Below are 15,769 nucleotides of genomic sequence, written 5' to 3'. Positions count from 1 at the left end.
TCGATGTTCACTGGACACTTCGAGAAAAGAGGTGGAGATCGTGTCAGACACCGTCGAAACCCGTCCAGGCCTGCGCCGCTCCCTCTCCGTCTGGCAGGCCGTCGGCCTGTCGGTGGCGTTGATGGCCCCCAGCATGGCCGCCAACATCAACCCCCAGCAGACCGCGGCCGCCGCCGGCCGAGCCGTCCCGCTCGCCTTCCTGCTCTCGGCGGTCGGCGTGCTGCTGGTCGCCTACGGCTTCGTCAAGCTCTGCCGGCACTACCAGCACGCGGGATCGGTGTACGCGTTCGTCGGCGCGACGCTCGGCCCGCGCGCCGGCGTCGTCTCCGGCATCGGCCTCCTCGGCACGTACACCTTCTACGCGGTCGTCACCAGCTCGGCCGCGGGCACGCTCGGCACGGCTTTCCTGACGCAGGTGGGCATCTGGCCGGACCCGCCGTCCTGGGGGCCGTTCGTGCTGACGGCCGTCGCGCTGATCGGCGCGTGGCTGCTGTCGGTGGTGCCCGCGCGCCGCGGCACGAGCACGCTGCTCGCCGTCGAAGGCGCGACCATCGCGGTGATCCTGCTGGTCACGGTCGTGATCCTGGTCCGGCTGCTGGCCGGCGGCGCACCGGGCGGCGCGCGCTTCACGATGGACGTCTTCGTCCCGGAAACCGGCCTGTCCGGGGTGTTCCTCGGCGCGGTCTTCGGCTTCCTGTCCTTCGCCGGGTTCGAGGCCGCCGCGACGCTCGGCGAGGAGACCCACGACCCGAAGCGCAACATCCCGCGCGCGATCCTCGGCACGGCAATCTTCGGCGGTGTCTACTTCGTCGTGGTCACCGCCGTCGAGATGATGGCGTTCGGCACCGACGCGACGGCGTTCCACGACTCGCCGTCCCTGCTCGGCGACCTCGGCAGCCGCTACGCGGGCGCGTGGGTCGGCGACGTCATCAGCGTCGGCGCCGCGATCAGCGCGTTCGGCTGCTGCCTGGCCTGCGTGGTCGGCGGTTCCCGGCTGCTCTACGCCCTGGGCCGCGACGCAGGTGGCGGCCTCGGCCGGACGTCCTCGCGGGGTACGCCGGTCGCCGCGGTGACGGCCGTGACGGTGGCGGCGGCGCTGATCATCGTGGTGTGCGCGCTGTTCTTCGGCGCGACGGCGGCGGACACGTTCGCGTGGTCGGGGTCGATCGGGACGCTGATCCTGCTGGTGATCTACCTGCTCACGACGGTCGGCGCGATCCTGCTGCTGTTCGTCAAGCGCCGGATGCGCGTGCCGGCGTGGCACCTCGTGTTCCCGATCGGCGCGCTCGCGGTGCTCGGCTACACCGTCTACGTCAACGTCGTGCCCTACCCGACCGAGGGCGCGGCGCGGTGGTTCCCGGTGGTGGCCGGCGCGGTGCTGGTGCTGGCGGTGATCTTGGTGCTGTCCGCACCCGGGTTCGCTCGTAGGGTGGGGGAGAGGCTGACCACCGTGGACGGAGGCGCATGACCGACCTGCTCCCGTTCGTCGCGGACCTGCCGCTGGTGGACCACCACTGCCACGGCGTCGTCACCGGCGACGTGGACCGCGCGGGCTTCGAGGCGATGCTCACCGAGGCGGACACGACGTCGCCGCTCGGCACCAGCCTCTTCGACTCGCTGATCGGGCTCGCGGTGCGCGCACACTGCGCACCCGTGCTCGACCTGCCGGAGCACGCGGAACCCGACGGCTACCTCGAACGCCGCGCCGAACTGGGCGCGGCCGAGGTGGCGCGGCGGTTCCTGCGGGCCACCGGCACGACCGACTTCCTGCTGGACGGCGGTTTCCTGCCCGACGCGCTCACCACGACCGGTGAGTTCGCGCAGCTGGCCGGCGCCCGCGCGCACGACGTCGTCCGGCTGGAACAGGTCGCCGAGCAGGTCATCCGCGGCAGCACGGCACACGGGTTCGCCACCGCGTTCGCCGACGAGCTGGGGAAACGCGCGGCGACCGCCGTCGGGCTCAAGTCGATCGCGGCCTACCGCGTCGGCCTCGAACTGGCGGGGGAGCGGCCGTCGCCGGCCGAGGTCGAAGCCGCCGCCGGGCGGTGGCTCGCCGCGGGCGGCGGCCGGCTGGCCGACGAGGTGCTGCACCGGTTCCTCGTCTTCACCGGGCTCGACCTCGGGCTGCCGGTGCAGTTCCACGTCGGCTACGGCGACGCGGATGTCGACCTGCGCCGCTGCGACCCGCTGCACCTGACCGGGCTGCTGCGCGCGACCCGCGACCGCGGCGTGCCGATCCTCCTGCTGCACAACTACCCGTTCCACCGCAACGCCGCCTACCTGGCGCAGGTCTTCGAGCACGTGTTCGTCGACGTCGGGCTCGCCACCCACAACGCGGGGTTCCGCGCGCCGGCGATCCTGGCCGAGCTGCTGGAGCTGGCGCCCTTCGGGAAGGTCCTCTTCTCCACCGACGCGTTCGGCCTGGCCGAGCTGTACCACCTGGGCACGGCCCTGTTCCGGCGGGGACTTTCGGACTTCGTGCGCGCCGGGCTCGACGCCGGCGCGATGTCCGAAGTGGACGCCGTCCGGCTGTGTGCTTTGGTGGGACACGAGAACGCGAAGAGGATCTACCGCTGGGAGAGCGCGTGAGTGACCTGTGGGACGCCTGGACCGGCGCGATCGAGGACGAGCTGCCCGCCGCGATCGAGCTGCGGCACGCGGTGCACGCCGACCCGCGCGGTTCCGGGGACGAAGAGGACACCGCCCGGCTGGTCGCCGGCGCGCTCGGGGCCGGCGACGGCATCCGCGTCGCCAAGACCGGCCGCGCGATCCCCCTGCCCGGCGGCGAGGGCCCGGCCGTGGCGCTGCGGGCCGAGCTCGACGCCCTCCCGGTGCTGGAGGGCACCGGCGTGCCGTGGGCGTCGGGCAACGAGTTCATGCACGCGTGCGGCCACGACGTCCACCTGGCCGCGCTGGTCGCCGTCTGCCGGGCGGCGCTGCGCGTCGGCGTCCCGCGGCCGATCCTCGCGCTGCTGCAGCCGCGCGAGGAAACCTCGCCGCCGGGCGCGCTCGACATCGTCGAGTCCGGGGTGCTGGCCGGGGCCGGGGTGGACGCGGTGATCGGCGCGCACGTCCAGCCGCGGATCGCGCACGGCGTCGTCGCGGCGGTGCCGGGCCCGGTCAACGCCTCCACCGACGAGTTCGAGGTGACCTTGCACGGCCAGGGCGGCCACGCCGGCTACCCGCAGCTGCTGCGCGACCCGATCCTGGCGCTGTCGCAGCTGGTCGTGAGCCTCCAGCAGATCGCGTCCCGGCGGATCGACCCGGTGTTCGGCGCGGTCTGCTCGGTCGGCCGGATCCAGGCCGGCGCCGCGGCCAACGTCGTCCCGAACAGCGCGACGGCGTTCGGCTCGCTGCGCCTGATGCGCGCGAAGGACCGCGACCGGGCCCTGGAGGTGCTCGCCGACATCGTGCACGGCACGGCGCGGGCCCACGGCTGCACCGCCGAGCTGGAGATCAGCCCGTGCGAGCCGGTGCTGGACAACGACCCGGCGCTCGCGGCGGGGGCGCGGCGCTGGCTGAGCCACGGCGGCTTCGTCGTCGACGACGGGTTCCGGTCGTTCGGCGCGGACGACTTCGCCCACTACTGCGGCGGCGGGACGCGCGGCCTGATGCTGTTCGTCGGCCTCGGCGACACGGCCGGCGTGCCCAGCCTGCACGACGAACGGTTCCTCCCGCGCGACCAGGCTGTCGTCCAGGTGGCGCACGCGCTGGTGGCGGGGTACCTGGCCGCCTTGGAGGCTTCGGCGGCCTAGCGCTACGGTGGCCGCGTGATGAGCGCCTACCTCGCGACGATCCCGAGCCCCGACCAGGGCGTCTGGCACCTGGGGCCGATCCCCGTCCGCGCGTACGCCCTGTGCATCATCGCCGGCATCATCGTGGCGATCTGGTGGGGCGAGCGGCGCTGGGTGGCCCGTGGCGGCACCAAGGGCACGGTCATCGACGTCGCGGTGTTCGCCGTGCCGTTCGGCCTGGTCGGCGGCCGGGTGTACCACGTCATCACCGACCCCGAGCTGTACTTCACCGAGGGCAAGAACCCCTGGAAGGCGTTCGCGATCTGGGACGGCGGCCTCGGCATCTGGGGCGCGATCGCCCTCGGCGCGGTGGGCGCGCTCATCGCGTGCCGCCGCAAGGGCATCCCGCTGCCGGCGATGGCGGACGCGATCGCCCCGGGCATCGTCGTCGCGCAGGCCATCGGCCGCATCGGCAACTACTTCAACCAGGAGCTCTACGGCGCGCACACGGACCTGCCGTGGGGGCTCGAGGTCTACCAGCGCTTCAACCCGGAGGACCCGGACAACCTGCTGAACGGCGTCGCGACGGGGCACATCCCGCTGCCGGAGAGCCCGGTCCACCCGACGTTCCTGTACGAGCTGATCTGGAACCTGCTGGTCGCGCTGCTGGTGGTGTGGGCGGACCGGCGCTTCAAGCTCGGCCACGGGCGGGCGTTCGCGCTGTACGTCGCGGGCTACACCGTGGGCCGCGGGTGGATCGAGATGATGCGGACGGACACCGCGAACCACATCCTCGGGCTGCGGGTGAACGTGTGGACGTCGATCCTGCTGTTCGTCGCGGCGGTGGTGTACTTCGTGCTCGCGGGCAAGCGCGGGCCGCGGGAGCTGCCGGAGACGCTGGTCAGCAAGGACGCGGTCGGTCCGGACGAGACGCCGGTCGCGGCCTCGGAGGACGAGCCCGAGCACGCGAAGGTGGCCGCCGAGGCACCGGCGCCGGAGAAGCCCGCCGCTTCGGAGGAGGCCGCTCCGGCCGAAGAGCCGAAGAAGGCCGACGAGAGCTGAGCGTCAGAGGTCGGGCAGGCCCAGGTTCAGGTTCGGCGCCTGCAGCCCGCCGTCGACCTCGAGGATCTTCCCCGTGACGTACCCGCCCGCCCGGGACGCCAGGAACACGACCGTCGCCGCGATGTCCTCGGCCTCGCCGATGCGGCCCAGCGGCGTCGCGCCCTCCATCTTCTCCTTGAGCTCCGGGTTGCCGACCACGATCTCCAGCGCCGACGTCGCCACCGACCCCACCGAAATCGCGTTCACCCGCACCCGGGGCGCAAGGTCCGCCGCCGCCAAGCGTGTGTAGTGCGCCAGGGCCGCCTTCGCCGTGCCGTACGCCGCGAAGCCGCGGCCCGACACCCGGCCCATCACCGACGAGATGTTGACGACCGAGCCGCCCGCCTCCAGCAGTGCGGGCGCCGCCGCCACCGTCAGCGCGTGCGCCGTCGCCACGTTGAAGCGGAACGCCTCCTCCATGAAGTCCACCGTCGACTCCAGCAGGGGCCGCGGGTACGTGCCGCCGACGTTGTTGACCACCAGGTCGAGGCGCCCGAACTCCGCCACCGCCGTCGACGCCAGTGCCGCCGCCGCTTCCGGCGAGGAGAGGTCGGCGGGGACCGGGATCGCCCGGCGGCCGGCCGCCGCGACCCGCGCCGCGACCTCGTCGAGCTGGGTGGCGGTGCGGGAGGCGATGACCACGTCGGCACCCGCTTCGGCGAGGGCCACGGCCGTGGCCGCGCCGATTCCCCTTCCGGCGCCGGTGACCACCGCGACCTGGTCGGTGAGCTTGAACCGATCGAGGATCATGCGGCGAAATGTAACACGTTCTAGTGACCGGTGACACAAATCCGCGCTGCCGCGTCGGGCCCGTCACGTTAAGCTTGACGCGAGTTTCCGGGCCGTATACTTAGCAAAACGAACTACCGGGAACCCATCAGGAACTACGTCGTTCCGCGCAGCCAGATCGTTACCGTCCGACGCCGTCCGGGGCGCTCTGAAGTGCTGCTGCCATGTTTCCCAGGTGTTAAAGTCGCGCTAACAAGCGGGCCATCGTCGTCCCGTGCGCTCCCCGGCCGGTAGCCCGGCCCCGCACGACAGACGACGAAGGAGGTCCCTTCATGATCTTCTCCGCCATCCCCGGCAAGCAGGGTCTCTACGACCCCGAGACCGAACAGGACTCCTGCGGTGTGGCCATGGTGGCCGACATCCGCGGGCGGCGCTCCCACGGAATCGTCACCGACGGCCTCGCCGCGTTGACCAACCTCGACCACCGCGGCGCCGCCGGCGCCGAACCCACCAGCGGCGACGGCGCCGGCATCCTGCTGCAACTCCCCGACACGCTGCTGCGCGCCGAAGCCGGCTTCGCGCTCCCCGAACCCGACTCCCGCGGCCACCACGCCTACGCCGCCGGCATCGCGTTCCTGCCCGACGACACCGAGCAGCGCCGCAAGGCCGTCGGGCTGGCCGAACGCATCGCCGTCGAAGAAGGACTGGAGGTCCTCGGCTGGCGCGAGGTCCCCGTCGACGCCGACCGCGCCGACATCGGCCCGACCGCCCGCTCGGTCATGCCGCACTTCGCCATGCTGTTCGTGACGGCGGACGGGAAAACCGGCCTGGAGCTGGACCGGCTCGCCTTCTGCCTGCGCAAGCGCGTCGAGCACGAAAGCGCGAACTCCGGCTGCGGCACCTACTTCCCGTCCCTGTCCTCGCGGACGATCGTCTACAAGGGCATGGTGACCCCGGAGCAGCTGCCCGCGTTCTTCGCCGACCTGCGTGACGAACGCCTGGAAAGCGCCATCGCGCTGGTGCACTCCCGCTTCTCCACCAACACCTTCCCGTCGTGGCCGCTGGCCCACCCGTTCCGGTTCGTGGCCCACAACGGCGAGATCAACACCATCCGCGGCAACCGCAACCGCATGCGGGCCCGCGAGGCGCTGCTGGAGTCCGACCTCATCCCCGGCGACCTGTCCCGGCTGTTCCCGATCTGCTCGCCGGACGCGTCCGACTCCGCGTCCTTCGACGAGGTCCTGGAGCTGCTGCACCTGGGCGGCCGGTCGCTGCCGCACGCCGTGCTGATGATGATCCCGGAGGCGTGGGAGAACCACTCCACCATGAAGCCCGAGCGCCGCGCGTTCTACCAGTTCCACGCGAGCCTCATGGAGCCGTGGGACGGCCCCGCGTGCGTCACCTTCACCGACGGCACCCTGGTCGGCGCGGTCCTGGACCGCAACGGCCTGCGCCCCGCGCGCTGGTGGCGCACGGCCGACGACCGCGTCGTGCTCGCCAGCGAGGCCGGCGTCCTCGACGTCGCGCCCAAGGACGTCGTGGCCAAGGGGCGGCTCAAGCCCGGCCGGATGTTCCTCGTGGACACCGAAGCGGGCCGGATCGTGGACGACGAAGAGGTCAAGTCCGCGCTCGCCGGCAAGCTCCCGTACGAGGGCTGGCTGCACGCGGGCCTGCTGAAGATCGCCGAGCTGCCCGACCGCGACCACGTCGTGCAGAGCCACGACTCGGTGCTGCGCCGCCAGCTTTCCTTCGGCTACACCGAAGAAGAGCTGAAGATCCTGCTCGCGCCGATGGCCGAGAAGGGCGCGGAGCCGATCGGCTCGATGGGCTCGGACACCCCGCCCGCGGTGCTGTCCCAGCGATCCCGGCTGCTCTACGACTACTTCAAGCAGAACTTCGCCCAGGTGACCAACCCGCCGCTGGACGCGATCCGCGAAGAGCTCGTCACGTGCATGGCGCGGATCATGGGCCCGGAGCGCAACCTCCTGGCCCCCGGCCCGGCCTCCTGCCGGCACCTGAAGCTGCCGTACCCCGTCATCGACAACGACGAGCTGGCCAAGCTCATCCACATCAACGACGACGGCGACCTCCCCGGCTTCGCGTGCAGTGTCCTTTCCGGACTGTACGAAGTGGACGGTGGCGCCGAGGCGCTGGCCGGCGCGATCGAGCGCGTCCGCCGTGAGGCGTCCGAAGCGATCGCCGCCGGCGCGCGCACGCTGGTGCTGTCCGACCGCGACTCCGACCACCGGATGGCGCCGATCCCGTCGCTGCTGCTGGTCTCCGCGGTGCACCACCACCTGGTCCGCACCAAGGAACGCCTGCGCGTCGCGCTGGTCGTCGAATCCGGTGACGCCCGCGAGGTCCACCACATCGCGCTGCTGCTCGGCTACGGCGCCGCCGCGGTCAACCCGTACCTGGCCTTCGAGACCATCGAGGACATGATCGGGCAGGGCGCGGTCACCGGCATCGAGCCGGCGAAGGCGGTCCGCAACTACGTGCAGGCGCTGGTCAAGGGCGTCCTGAAGATCATGTCCAAGATGGGCATCTCGACGGTCGGCGCGTACACCGCCGCCCAGGTCTTCGAATCCCTGGGCCTGAGCCAGGACCTGCTCGACGAGTACTTCACCGGGACGTCCTCGAAGCTCGGCGGCGTCGGGCTCGAGGTGCTCGCCGAAGAGGTCGCCGTCCGGCACCGCCGCGCGTACCCGGACAACCCGACCGAGCGCGTCCACCGTGGACTCGACACCGGCGGCGAGTACGCCTACCGCCGCGAGGGCGAGCTGCACCTGTTCACCCCGGAGACGGTGTTCCTGCTGCAGCACGCGTCCAAGACCGGCCGCGACGAGGTCTACCGCAAGTACACCGACGAAGTGCACCGCCTCTACCGCGAAGGCGGCACGCTGCGCGGTCTGTTCAAGTTCAAGGAAGGCGTCCGCGAGCCGGTGCCGCTCGACGAGGTCGAGCCCGCCGAAGCGATCTTCAAGCGCTTCAACACCGGCGCGATGTCGTACGGCTCGATTTCGGCCGAGGCCCACGAAACGCTGGCCATCGCGATGAACCGCATCGGCGGCCGGTCCAACACCGGTGAGGGCGGCGAGGACCCCGAGCGGCTCTACGACCCCGAACGTCGCAGCGCGATCAAGCAGGTCGCGAGTGGACGGTTCGGCGTGACGAGCGAGTACCTGGTCAACGCCGACGACATCCAGATCAAGATGGCGCAGGGCGCGAAACCCGGCGAGGGCGGCCAGCTGCCGCCGAACAAGGTGTACCCGTGGATCGCGCGCACCCGGCACTCGACGCCGGGCGTCGGCCTCATTTCGCCGCCGCCGCACCACGACATCTACTCCATCGAGGACCTCGCCCAGCTGATCCACGACCTCAAGAACGCCAACGAGCACGCCCGCATCCACGTGAAGCTGGTGTCCTCGCTGGGTGTCGGCACGGTCGCGGCCGGGGTGTCCAAGGCCCACGCCGACGTCGTGCTCATCTCCGGCCACGACGGCGGCACGGGCGCGTCCCCGATGAACTCGCTCAAGCACGCGGGCACGCCGTGGGAGATCGGCCTCGCCGAGACCCAGCAGACGCTGCTGCTCAACGGGTTGCGCGACCGGATCACCGTGCAGGTGGACGGCGCCATGAAGACCGGGCGCGACGTCGTCATCGCGGCGCTGCTCGGCGCCGAGGAGTACGGCTTCGCGACGGCCCCCCTCGTCGTCGCGGGCTGCATCATGATGCGCGTCTGTCACCTCGACACCTGCCCGGTCGGCGTCGCCACGCAGAGCCCGGAACTGCGCAAGCGCTACACCGGCCAGGTCGAGCACGTGGTCAACTTCTTCGAGTTCGTCGCCGAAGAGGTCCGGGAAACCCTGGCAGCGCTGGGCTTCCGCACCCTCGACGAAGCCATCGGCCACGCCGAGCTGCTGAACACCGACGAGGCCGTCGACCACTGGAAGGCGTCCGGTTTGGACCTGGCGCCGATCTTCGAGATGCCCTCGGAGACTCCGTACGGCGGCGCCAAGCGACGCACCCGCGGCCAGGACCACGGCCTCGAGCACGCCCTGGACCGCACGCTCATCCAGCTCGCCGAGGCGGCCCTGGAAGACGCGCACCACGTCAACATCGAAATGCCGGTGCGCAACGTCAACCGGACCGTCGGCACGCTGCTCGGCTCGGAGATCACCCGCCGCTACGGCGGGGACGGCCTGCCCGAGGGCACGATCAACGTCACGCTCACCGGGTCGGCGGGCCAGTCGCTCGGCGCGTTCCTGCCGCGTGGCATCACCCTGGACATGGTCGGCGACGCGAACGACTACGTCGGCAAGGGCCTGTCCGGTGGGCGGATCGTCGTCCGCCCCGACCCGGAGGCGGCCTTCGCCGCCGAGGCGCAGACGATCGCGGGCAACACGATCGCCTACGGCGCCACCGGCGGCGAGATCTTCCTGCGCGGCCAGGTCGGCGAACGCTTCTGCGTCCGCAACTCCGGCGCCACGGTCGTCGCCGAGGGCGTCGGCGACCACGCCTTCGAGTACATGACCGGCGGCCGCGCGGTGGTGCTCGGCCCGACCGGGCGGAACCTGGCGGCCGGCATGTCCGGCGGCATCGCGTTCCTGCTCGACGTCGACGCCAAGAAGGTCAACCAGGACATGGTGGACCTGCTCAAGCCGAGCGCGGACGACCTCGCCTGGCTCAAGAAAACCGTGCAACAGCACTACGATCTCACCCGCTCCGCGGTGGCGGCCTCGCTGCTCGGCGACTGGCCGCGCCGCTCCGTGGCGTTCACGAAGGTGATGCCGCGCGACTACCAGCGGGTCCTGGACGCGGCGAAGGCGGCCCGCGCCGCCGGCCGCGACGTCGACGAGGCGATCATGGAGGCCGCTCGTGGCTGACCCGACCGGTTTCCTGAAGTACGACCGCGAAGAGCCGAAGAAGAAGTCCAAAGAGGACAGGCTGGCGAGCTGGGGCGAGGTCTACGCCGACGTCGATTCCGGGGAGCGCAACGAAAAGGTGCGCAAGCAGGCGTCGCGGTGCATGGACTGCGGCATCCCGTTCTGTCACTCCGGGGGCTCCGGCTGCCCGCTGGGCAACCTGATCCCGGAGTGGAACGACCTGGTCCGCCGCGGCGACTGGGCCGCGGCGAGCGACCGGCTGCACGCCACCAACAACTTCCCCGAGTTCACCGGGAAGCTGTGCCCGGCCCCGTGCGAGGCGGGCTGCGTGCTGTCGATCTCGCCGCTGTCGGGCGGCCCGGTCGCGATCAAGCGCGTCGAGCAGACGATCGCCGACCAGTCCTGGGAAGCGGGCTACGTCCAGCCGCAGGTGTCCGAAGTGCCCAGTGGGCAGCGCGTCGCGGTCGTCGGCTCCGGCCCGGCCGGGCTCGCCGCCGCCCAGCAGCTGACGCGCGCCGGCCACGAGGTCACGGTGTTCGAGCGCGACGACCGCCTCGGCGGCCTGCTGCGCTACGGCATCCCCGAGTTCAAGATGGAGAAGAAGGTCCTCGACCGGCGCCTCGCGCAGCTGCGCAAGGAAGGCACCCGGTTCGTCACCGGCTGCGAGGTCGGCGTCGACCTGTCGGTGGAGGAACTGCGCGAGCAGTACGACGCCGTCGTGCTCGCGGTCGGCGCGCTGCGCGGCCGCGACGACACGACGACGCCGGGCCGCGAGCTGGCCGGCATCCACCTGGCGATGGAACACCTGGTGCCGGCCAACAAGTTCGTCGAGGGCGACGGCCCGCCGTCGATCGACGCGAAGGGCAAGCACGTCGTGATCATCGGCGGCGGCGACACCGGCGCCGACTCCTACGGCACGGCCACCCGCCAGGGCGCGCTTTCGGTGACGCAGCTGGACCAGTACCCGATGCCTCCGTCCGCGAGGGACGACGAGCGGTCGCCGTGGCCGACCTGGCCCTACATCCTGCGCACGTACCCGGCGCACGAGGAGGCGGGCGAGCGGAAGTTCGCGGTGGCGGTCAAGCGGTTCGTCGGTTCCGAAGGCCGCGTCACGGCGGTGGAGCTCCAGCAGGTGAAGGTGCAGAAGGACCCGGCGACCGGCCGCCGCGAGGTGATCCCGGTCAACGACGAGGTCGAGACGCTGCCCGCGGACCTGGTCCTGCTGGCGATCGGCTTCGAAGGCGTCGAGGAGATGCCGCTGCTGGACGGGCTGGGCCTGTCGCTGACCAAGCGCGGCACGCTGTCGTGCGGCGCGGACTGGCAGACGGAGACCCCGGGGGTGTTCGTCTGCGGCGACGCCCACCGCGGCGCGTCGCTGGTGGTGTGGGCGATCGCGGAGGGCCGTTCGGTGGCCAACGCGGTCGACGCGTTCCTGACCGGGGCGTCGGACCTCCCGGCCCCGGTCCACCCGACGGCTTTGCCCCTCGCCGTCGTCTGATTTCCGGCTCCGAAAGCCCCCTCGCCGCTGGTGAGGGGGCTTTCGACCGTTTCGACCCATTGCTCCGAATGGCGGCTGCGCTCTCCGCGCACGGACAACTACTTTCGGGTAACTGTGCCGGTTCCGCGGCAATTCACCTCGGCGGAAGGTGGGCGTCTTGAAGCACACGACTTTCCGGGCAGCGGTCGTCACCGCGATCCTTTCCCTCGCGTTCGCCCTGGTCGGCGCGCCCGCCCAGGCCGCGCCGAAGCCCTTCTGGACGCCCGATGCCATGCGGGCGGCCATCCCGATGGACAACCTCGTCAAAACCCCCGCCTTCACGCCGAAGGACGTGGCGCGCGGGCAGAGCGCGATCATCCAGAGCATCCCCAACGGCGGGGGCGCCTGGACCGGCGGCGGCAAGGTCACCCAGACCGCCGGCCGCGTGTTCTTCCTCTTCAACGGCCAGAAGGCCTCGTGCTCCGGGGACGCCGTCACCAGCGCCAACGGCAGCGTCGTCGTCACCGCCGGGCACTGCGTCAAGTACCAGGGCACCTGGCACACCGAGTGGGTCTTCGTGCCGGGCTACGACAACGGCAACGCGCCCTACGGCCAGTGGGCCGCCAAGTCCACGCTGACCACGCCGCAGTGGGAAGCCAGTGAAGACATGAACTACGACGTCGGCATGGCCGTGGTGAACCCGCTCAACGGGCAGAAGCTCACCGACGTCGTCGGCGCCCAGGGCATCGCCTTCAACCAGCCGAAGAACCAGAGTATGTACACCTTCGGCTACCCGGCCGCCTCGCCCTACGACGGGACGAAGCTGATCTACTGCAGCGGCAGCACCTTCACCGACTTCCTGCTGACGCAGGACCACGCCATGCGGTGCAACATGACGGGCGGCTCCAGCGGCGGGCCGTGGTTCCTGTCGTTCAACGAGGGCACCGGCGCCGGCGTCCAGGCCTCGGTGAACAGCTTCGGCTACACCTTCCTGCCCGGCTACATGTTCGGGCCGTACTTCGGCACCGACGCGCAGAACCTGTACAACCGCGCGCAAGCCGCGTGAGCACTGTCAGCCCAGGGGAGGACGCAAGGGTCCGGCCCCTGGGCTGACGCCCGCGCGCAGCTCCCGGGCCAGGCTCGGGGTATGCGGAAATCGTTGGTGTTCCTGGCTTTCCTGTCCCTGCTCGCCGCACCTCCGGCGGACGCGTCCCCGAGTCTCGAGTGGACGACGTCGTGCCCGGACTACGGCAGGTCGCCCTCGCCCACGGCCGGGCTCGAATGCGCGACCCTACGCGTCCCGCTCGACTACGCGCACCCGGACCGCACGATCGAGTTGACGATCTCCCGGCACGCCGGCGTGCCCGGCAAGCGGCGCGGCGTCCTGCTGATGAACCCCGGCGGCCCGGGCAGTCCCGGGCTCGCCATGCCCGCCCAGCTGGTGCAGCGGATGGGCGGCTCGGGCCTGCCGGACGCCTACGACGTCATCGGGTTCGACCCGCGCGGCACCGGCTACAGCACGCCGGTGACGTGCGCGATGACGCCCGAGCAGCGCGGCGCCGTGCTGGGCCCGTACGCGGACGGCCCGCGTGACGTCGCCGCGACCGCGGCCAAAGCGCGTGTGGTCGCGAAGCAGTGCGGCGAGGCCGCGACTGCGGACCTCCTGCCGCACATGACGACCGCGAACACCGCACGCGACCTCGACCGGATCCGGGAAGCGCTGGGGGAGCGGAAGATCTCCTACTACGGCGTGTCCTATGGCAGTTACCTCGGCGCCGCGTACGCGTCGATGTTCCCGGACCGCGGCGACCGGATCGTGCTCGACAGCGTCCTCGGCCCGGCCGGCCTCGACGTCCGCGCCAACCAGCGCTTCGCCGAGGGGTTCGACGACCGCTTCCCGGACTTCGCCGCCTGGGCCGCCGCCCGCGACGACGCCTACCACCTCGGGCGGACGCCGGCGGCGGTGACGGCGAAGTTCTTCGAACTGGCCGCGGCCCGCGGGCCGGAGTTCCGCGCGAACACCTGGAACGCGCTGTACGACGACGCGTTCTTCCCCGCGCTCGCCGCCGAGTGGGCGGGCACGGCCCGCGCGGAAGCGGGCCCGCTCGACGGCGACAACCACGCGGCCCTCCAGCTGCAGGTGCTGTGCAACGACTCGGACTGGCCCGAGCAGCTCGGCTACTACCGGCACGCGGTCGAGCGCGAACGGCAGCGGCACCCGATGTTCGGCCCGGCGGCGGCGAACGTGAACCCGTGCGCGTTCTGGCCGGTCGAGCGCACCGAACCCCCGGTGCGCGTCGGCGGCGCGGGCCCGGCCGACGTGCTGCTGGTGCAGAACGAGCGTGACCCGGCGACCCCGCTGTCGGGCGCCCGCGAAACGCGAGCGGCGTTCGGAAACCGGGCGCGGCTGGTGACGGTCGACGCGGGCGGGCACGGTGTTTTCACGCGGGACAACGCCTGCGGGAACGCGGCGGTGCTGGAGTACCTGCGCGACGGGGTTTTCCCGGTGACGGACCGCGCGTGCCGGTGAGAAAATCCCCGCTGCCCGATGGGGCTGACTAGGTCACCCATCCGGTCGTCGCCGCCGATTTTCGGGTTTCCGTGGCGCACAATCACTCCGCCACGGCTCCCGGGTCCACTGTGGATCAATCACGGGGCCGGGCGGAGAGGTGGCAAGTCATGTCCAGACTCGTGCGGGCCGCGGTGGCGGCCGTGTCGGCCGCGGCCGTGGTCGTCGCCGCGCCCGGCGCCGAAGCCGGCCAGGGCGGCCTGAAGACGGTCGCCACCGGGCTGAACAACCCCCGGCACCTGACCGTCCACGACGGCAAGGTCTACGTCGCCGAAGCCGGCGCCGGTGGTACCGGGAAGTGCGTCGAAGGCCCCGAAGGGCCTGCCTGCTTCGGCTTCAGCGGCGCGGTGGCGCTGCTCGACGGCCACGGCGGCGTTCGCCGGATCCTGACCGGCCTGCCGTCCGCGGCCGCGCCCGGCGGGGCCGCGGTCGCGGGCCCGACGGACGTCGCGTTCGTCCACGGCCTCCCGGCCCTGCTCGCCGGCGACGTGCTCATCGACCCGGCGACCGGCGCCAATCCGTTCGGCCAGGACGGGCGGCTGCTCGGGAAGCTGTCGGCCGCCTTCGGCCGGCACGTCGTGCCCGGTCCGGACTTCGCCGCGTTCGAGGCGAAGAACAACCCCGACCACGGCGCCGGGGCCGGCCCGGACACGCCGGTGATCGACTCGAACCCGTTCGGGATGACGCGCTACCGCGACGGCTTCGCGGTCACGGACGCGGCGGGCAACGACCTGCTCTACGTCGACGGCCGGGGCCGGATCAGCGTGCTCGCGGTGTTCCCGCCGAAGCTCGTCACCGCCCCGCCCGTGCTCGGCCTGCCGCCGGGGACGCAGATCCCGGTGCAGAGCGTGCCGACGTCGGTCGTGACCGGCCCGGACGGCGCGCTCTACGTGTCCGAGCTGAGCAGCATCGCCGTCGGCGCGGCCCGCGTGTGGCGGGTGGTGCCCGGGCAGCAGCCCCGGATCCACGCCGACGGCTTCACGGCCCTGACCGACCTGGCCTTCGACCGCACGGGCAGGCTGCTGGCCTTGACGTTCGCTCGAGACGGGATCGCGGCGCCGCCTTCTCCGGGCGTGCTGACCCGGGTGGAGAAGAACGGCAGCCGGACCGTGCTGGCGTCGGACGGCCTGGCCGCGGCGACCGGGCTGGCCGTGCGGGGTGACGAGGTGTTCGTCAGCAACAACGGCACGTCGCAGGGCACGGGCTCGGTCGTCCGGCTCGTCCCGCGCGGCTGACCGCCCTCGACCGGGGGGTCGGTGAACCTGAGGAAGCG

The 15,769-nt window shown here is 71.9% G+C and carries 10 protein-coding genes; 9 read left to right on the top strand and 1 reads right to left on the bottom strand.

Annotated features, from left to right (window positions below; all coding sequences use genetic code 11):
* Nucleotides 1-40: 40 nt before the first annotated feature.
* The 4 genes from ACWEVP_RS22980 to lgt are packed head-to-tail and all read left to right on the top strand — an operon-like array spanning nucleotide 41 to nucleotide 4,796.
* Nucleotides 41-1,468, top strand: a complete 1,428-nt coding sequence (locus ACWEVP_RS22980; protein WP_452064604.1) for an APC family permease — start codon at nucleotides 41-43, stop codon at nucleotides 1,466-1,468.
* Entirely contained in the window at nucleotides 1,465-2,589 is a 1,125-nt protein-coding gene (locus ACWEVP_RS22975) for an amidohydrolase family protein (RefSeq protein ID WP_452064603.1), read from the top strand. The genes ACWEVP_RS22980 and ACWEVP_RS22975 overlap by 4 nt, the downstream gene beginning before the upstream one ends.
* Nucleotides 2,586-3,755 carry a M20 metallopeptidase family protein gene (locus ACWEVP_RS22970; protein WP_452064602.1) on the top strand — a complete coding sequence of 390 codons (1,170 nt, stop codon included), beginning with the start codon at nucleotides 2,586-2,588 and terminating at the stop codon, nucleotides 3,753-3,755. Before ACWEVP_RS22975 ends, ACWEVP_RS22970 begins: the two co-directional genes overlap by 4 nt.
* Before the next feature lie 18 nt (nucleotides 3,756-3,773).
* Nucleotides 3,774-4,796 (top strand): prolipoprotein diacylglyceryl transferase, encoded by a 1,023-nt coding sequence (gene lgt, locus ACWEVP_RS22965; RefSeq protein ID WP_452064601.1) that lies wholly within the window; start codon nucleotides 3,774-3,776, stop codon nucleotides 4,794-4,796.
* A 3-nt stretch (nucleotides 4,797-4,799) separates the two neighbouring features.
* On the opposite strand, the gene ACWEVP_RS22960 is transcribed toward lgt, so the two are convergent.
* A complete protein-coding gene (locus ACWEVP_RS22960; RefSeq protein ID WP_452064600.1) occupies nucleotides 4,800-5,585 on the bottom strand; it encodes an SDR family oxidoreductase in 786 nt (261 codons plus the stop codon).
* 311 nt (nucleotides 5,586-5,896) lie between these two features.
* On the opposite strand from ACWEVP_RS22960, the gene gltB reads away from it, so the two are divergent.
* From gltB to ACWEVP_RS22935, 5 genes are all read left to right on the top strand, one after another.
* Complete coding sequence (gene gltB / locus ACWEVP_RS22955; protein ID WP_452064599.1) at nucleotides 5,897-10,450, top strand: glutamate synthase large subunit; 4,554 nt, start codon at nucleotides 5,897-5,899, stop codon at nucleotides 10,448-10,450.
* Complete coding sequence (locus ACWEVP_RS22950; RefSeq protein ID WP_452064598.1) at nucleotides 10,443-11,948, top strand: glutamate synthase subunit beta; 1,506 nt, start codon at nucleotides 10,443-10,445, stop codon at nucleotides 11,946-11,948. The genes gltB and ACWEVP_RS22950 overlap by 8 nt, the downstream gene beginning before the upstream one ends.
* A gap of 157 nt (nucleotides 11,949-12,105) precedes the next feature.
* The gene (locus ACWEVP_RS22945; RefSeq protein ID WP_452064597.1) at nucleotides 12,106-12,993 is read left to right on the top strand and encodes a trypsin-like serine peptidase; all 888 of its coding nucleotides are present in this window, start codon (nucleotides 12,106-12,108) and stop codon (nucleotides 12,991-12,993) included.
* A gap of 81 nt (nucleotides 12,994-13,074) precedes the next feature.
* On the top strand, nucleotides 13,075-14,457 hold the full coding sequence (locus tag ACWEVP_RS22940) for an alpha/beta hydrolase (protein WP_452064596.1): 1,383 nt from the start codon (nucleotides 13,075-13,077) through the stop codon (nucleotides 14,455-14,457).
* A 149-nt stretch (nucleotides 14,458-14,606) separates the two neighbouring features.
* Entirely contained in the window at nucleotides 14,607-15,731 is a 1,125-nt protein-coding gene (locus tag ACWEVP_RS22935) for a ScyD/ScyE family protein (protein WP_452064595.1), read from the top strand.
* Nucleotides 15,732-15,769: the final 38 nt, after the last annotated feature.

The organism is Amycolatopsis sp. NPDC003865, from assembly GCF_053605345.1.
Note: the sequence above shows the minus strand (reverse complement) of the source record. Positions and strands in the feature narration are given on the sequence as shown.

What these genes read in the sequence shown, in the direction of transcription:
- ACWEVP_RS22935 (WP_452064595.1), top strand. Translation starts at nt 14,607, where the DNA reads ATGTCCAGACTCGTGCGGGCCGCGGTGGCGGCCGTGTCGGCCGCGGCC.
- ACWEVP_RS22975 (WP_452064603.1), top strand. Translation starts at nt 1,465, where the DNA reads ATGACCGACCTGCTCCCGTTCGTCGCGGACCTGCCGCTGGTGGACCAC.
- lgt (WP_452064601.1), top strand. Translation starts at nt 3,774, where the DNA reads ATGAGCGCCTACCTCGCGACGATCCCGAGCCCCGACCAGGGCGTCTGG.
- ACWEVP_RS22960 (WP_452064600.1), bottom strand. Translation starts at nt 5,585, where the DNA reads ATGATCCTCGATCGGTTCAAGCTCACCGACCAGGTCGCGGTGGTCACC.
- ACWEVP_RS22940 (WP_452064596.1), top strand. Translation starts at nt 13,075, where the DNA reads ATGCGGAAATCGTTGGTGTTCCTGGCTTTCCTGTCCCTGCTCGCCGCA.
- gltB (WP_452064599.1), top strand. Translation starts at nt 5,897, where the DNA reads ATGATCTTCTCCGCCATCCCCGGCAAGCAGGGTCTCTACGACCCCGAG.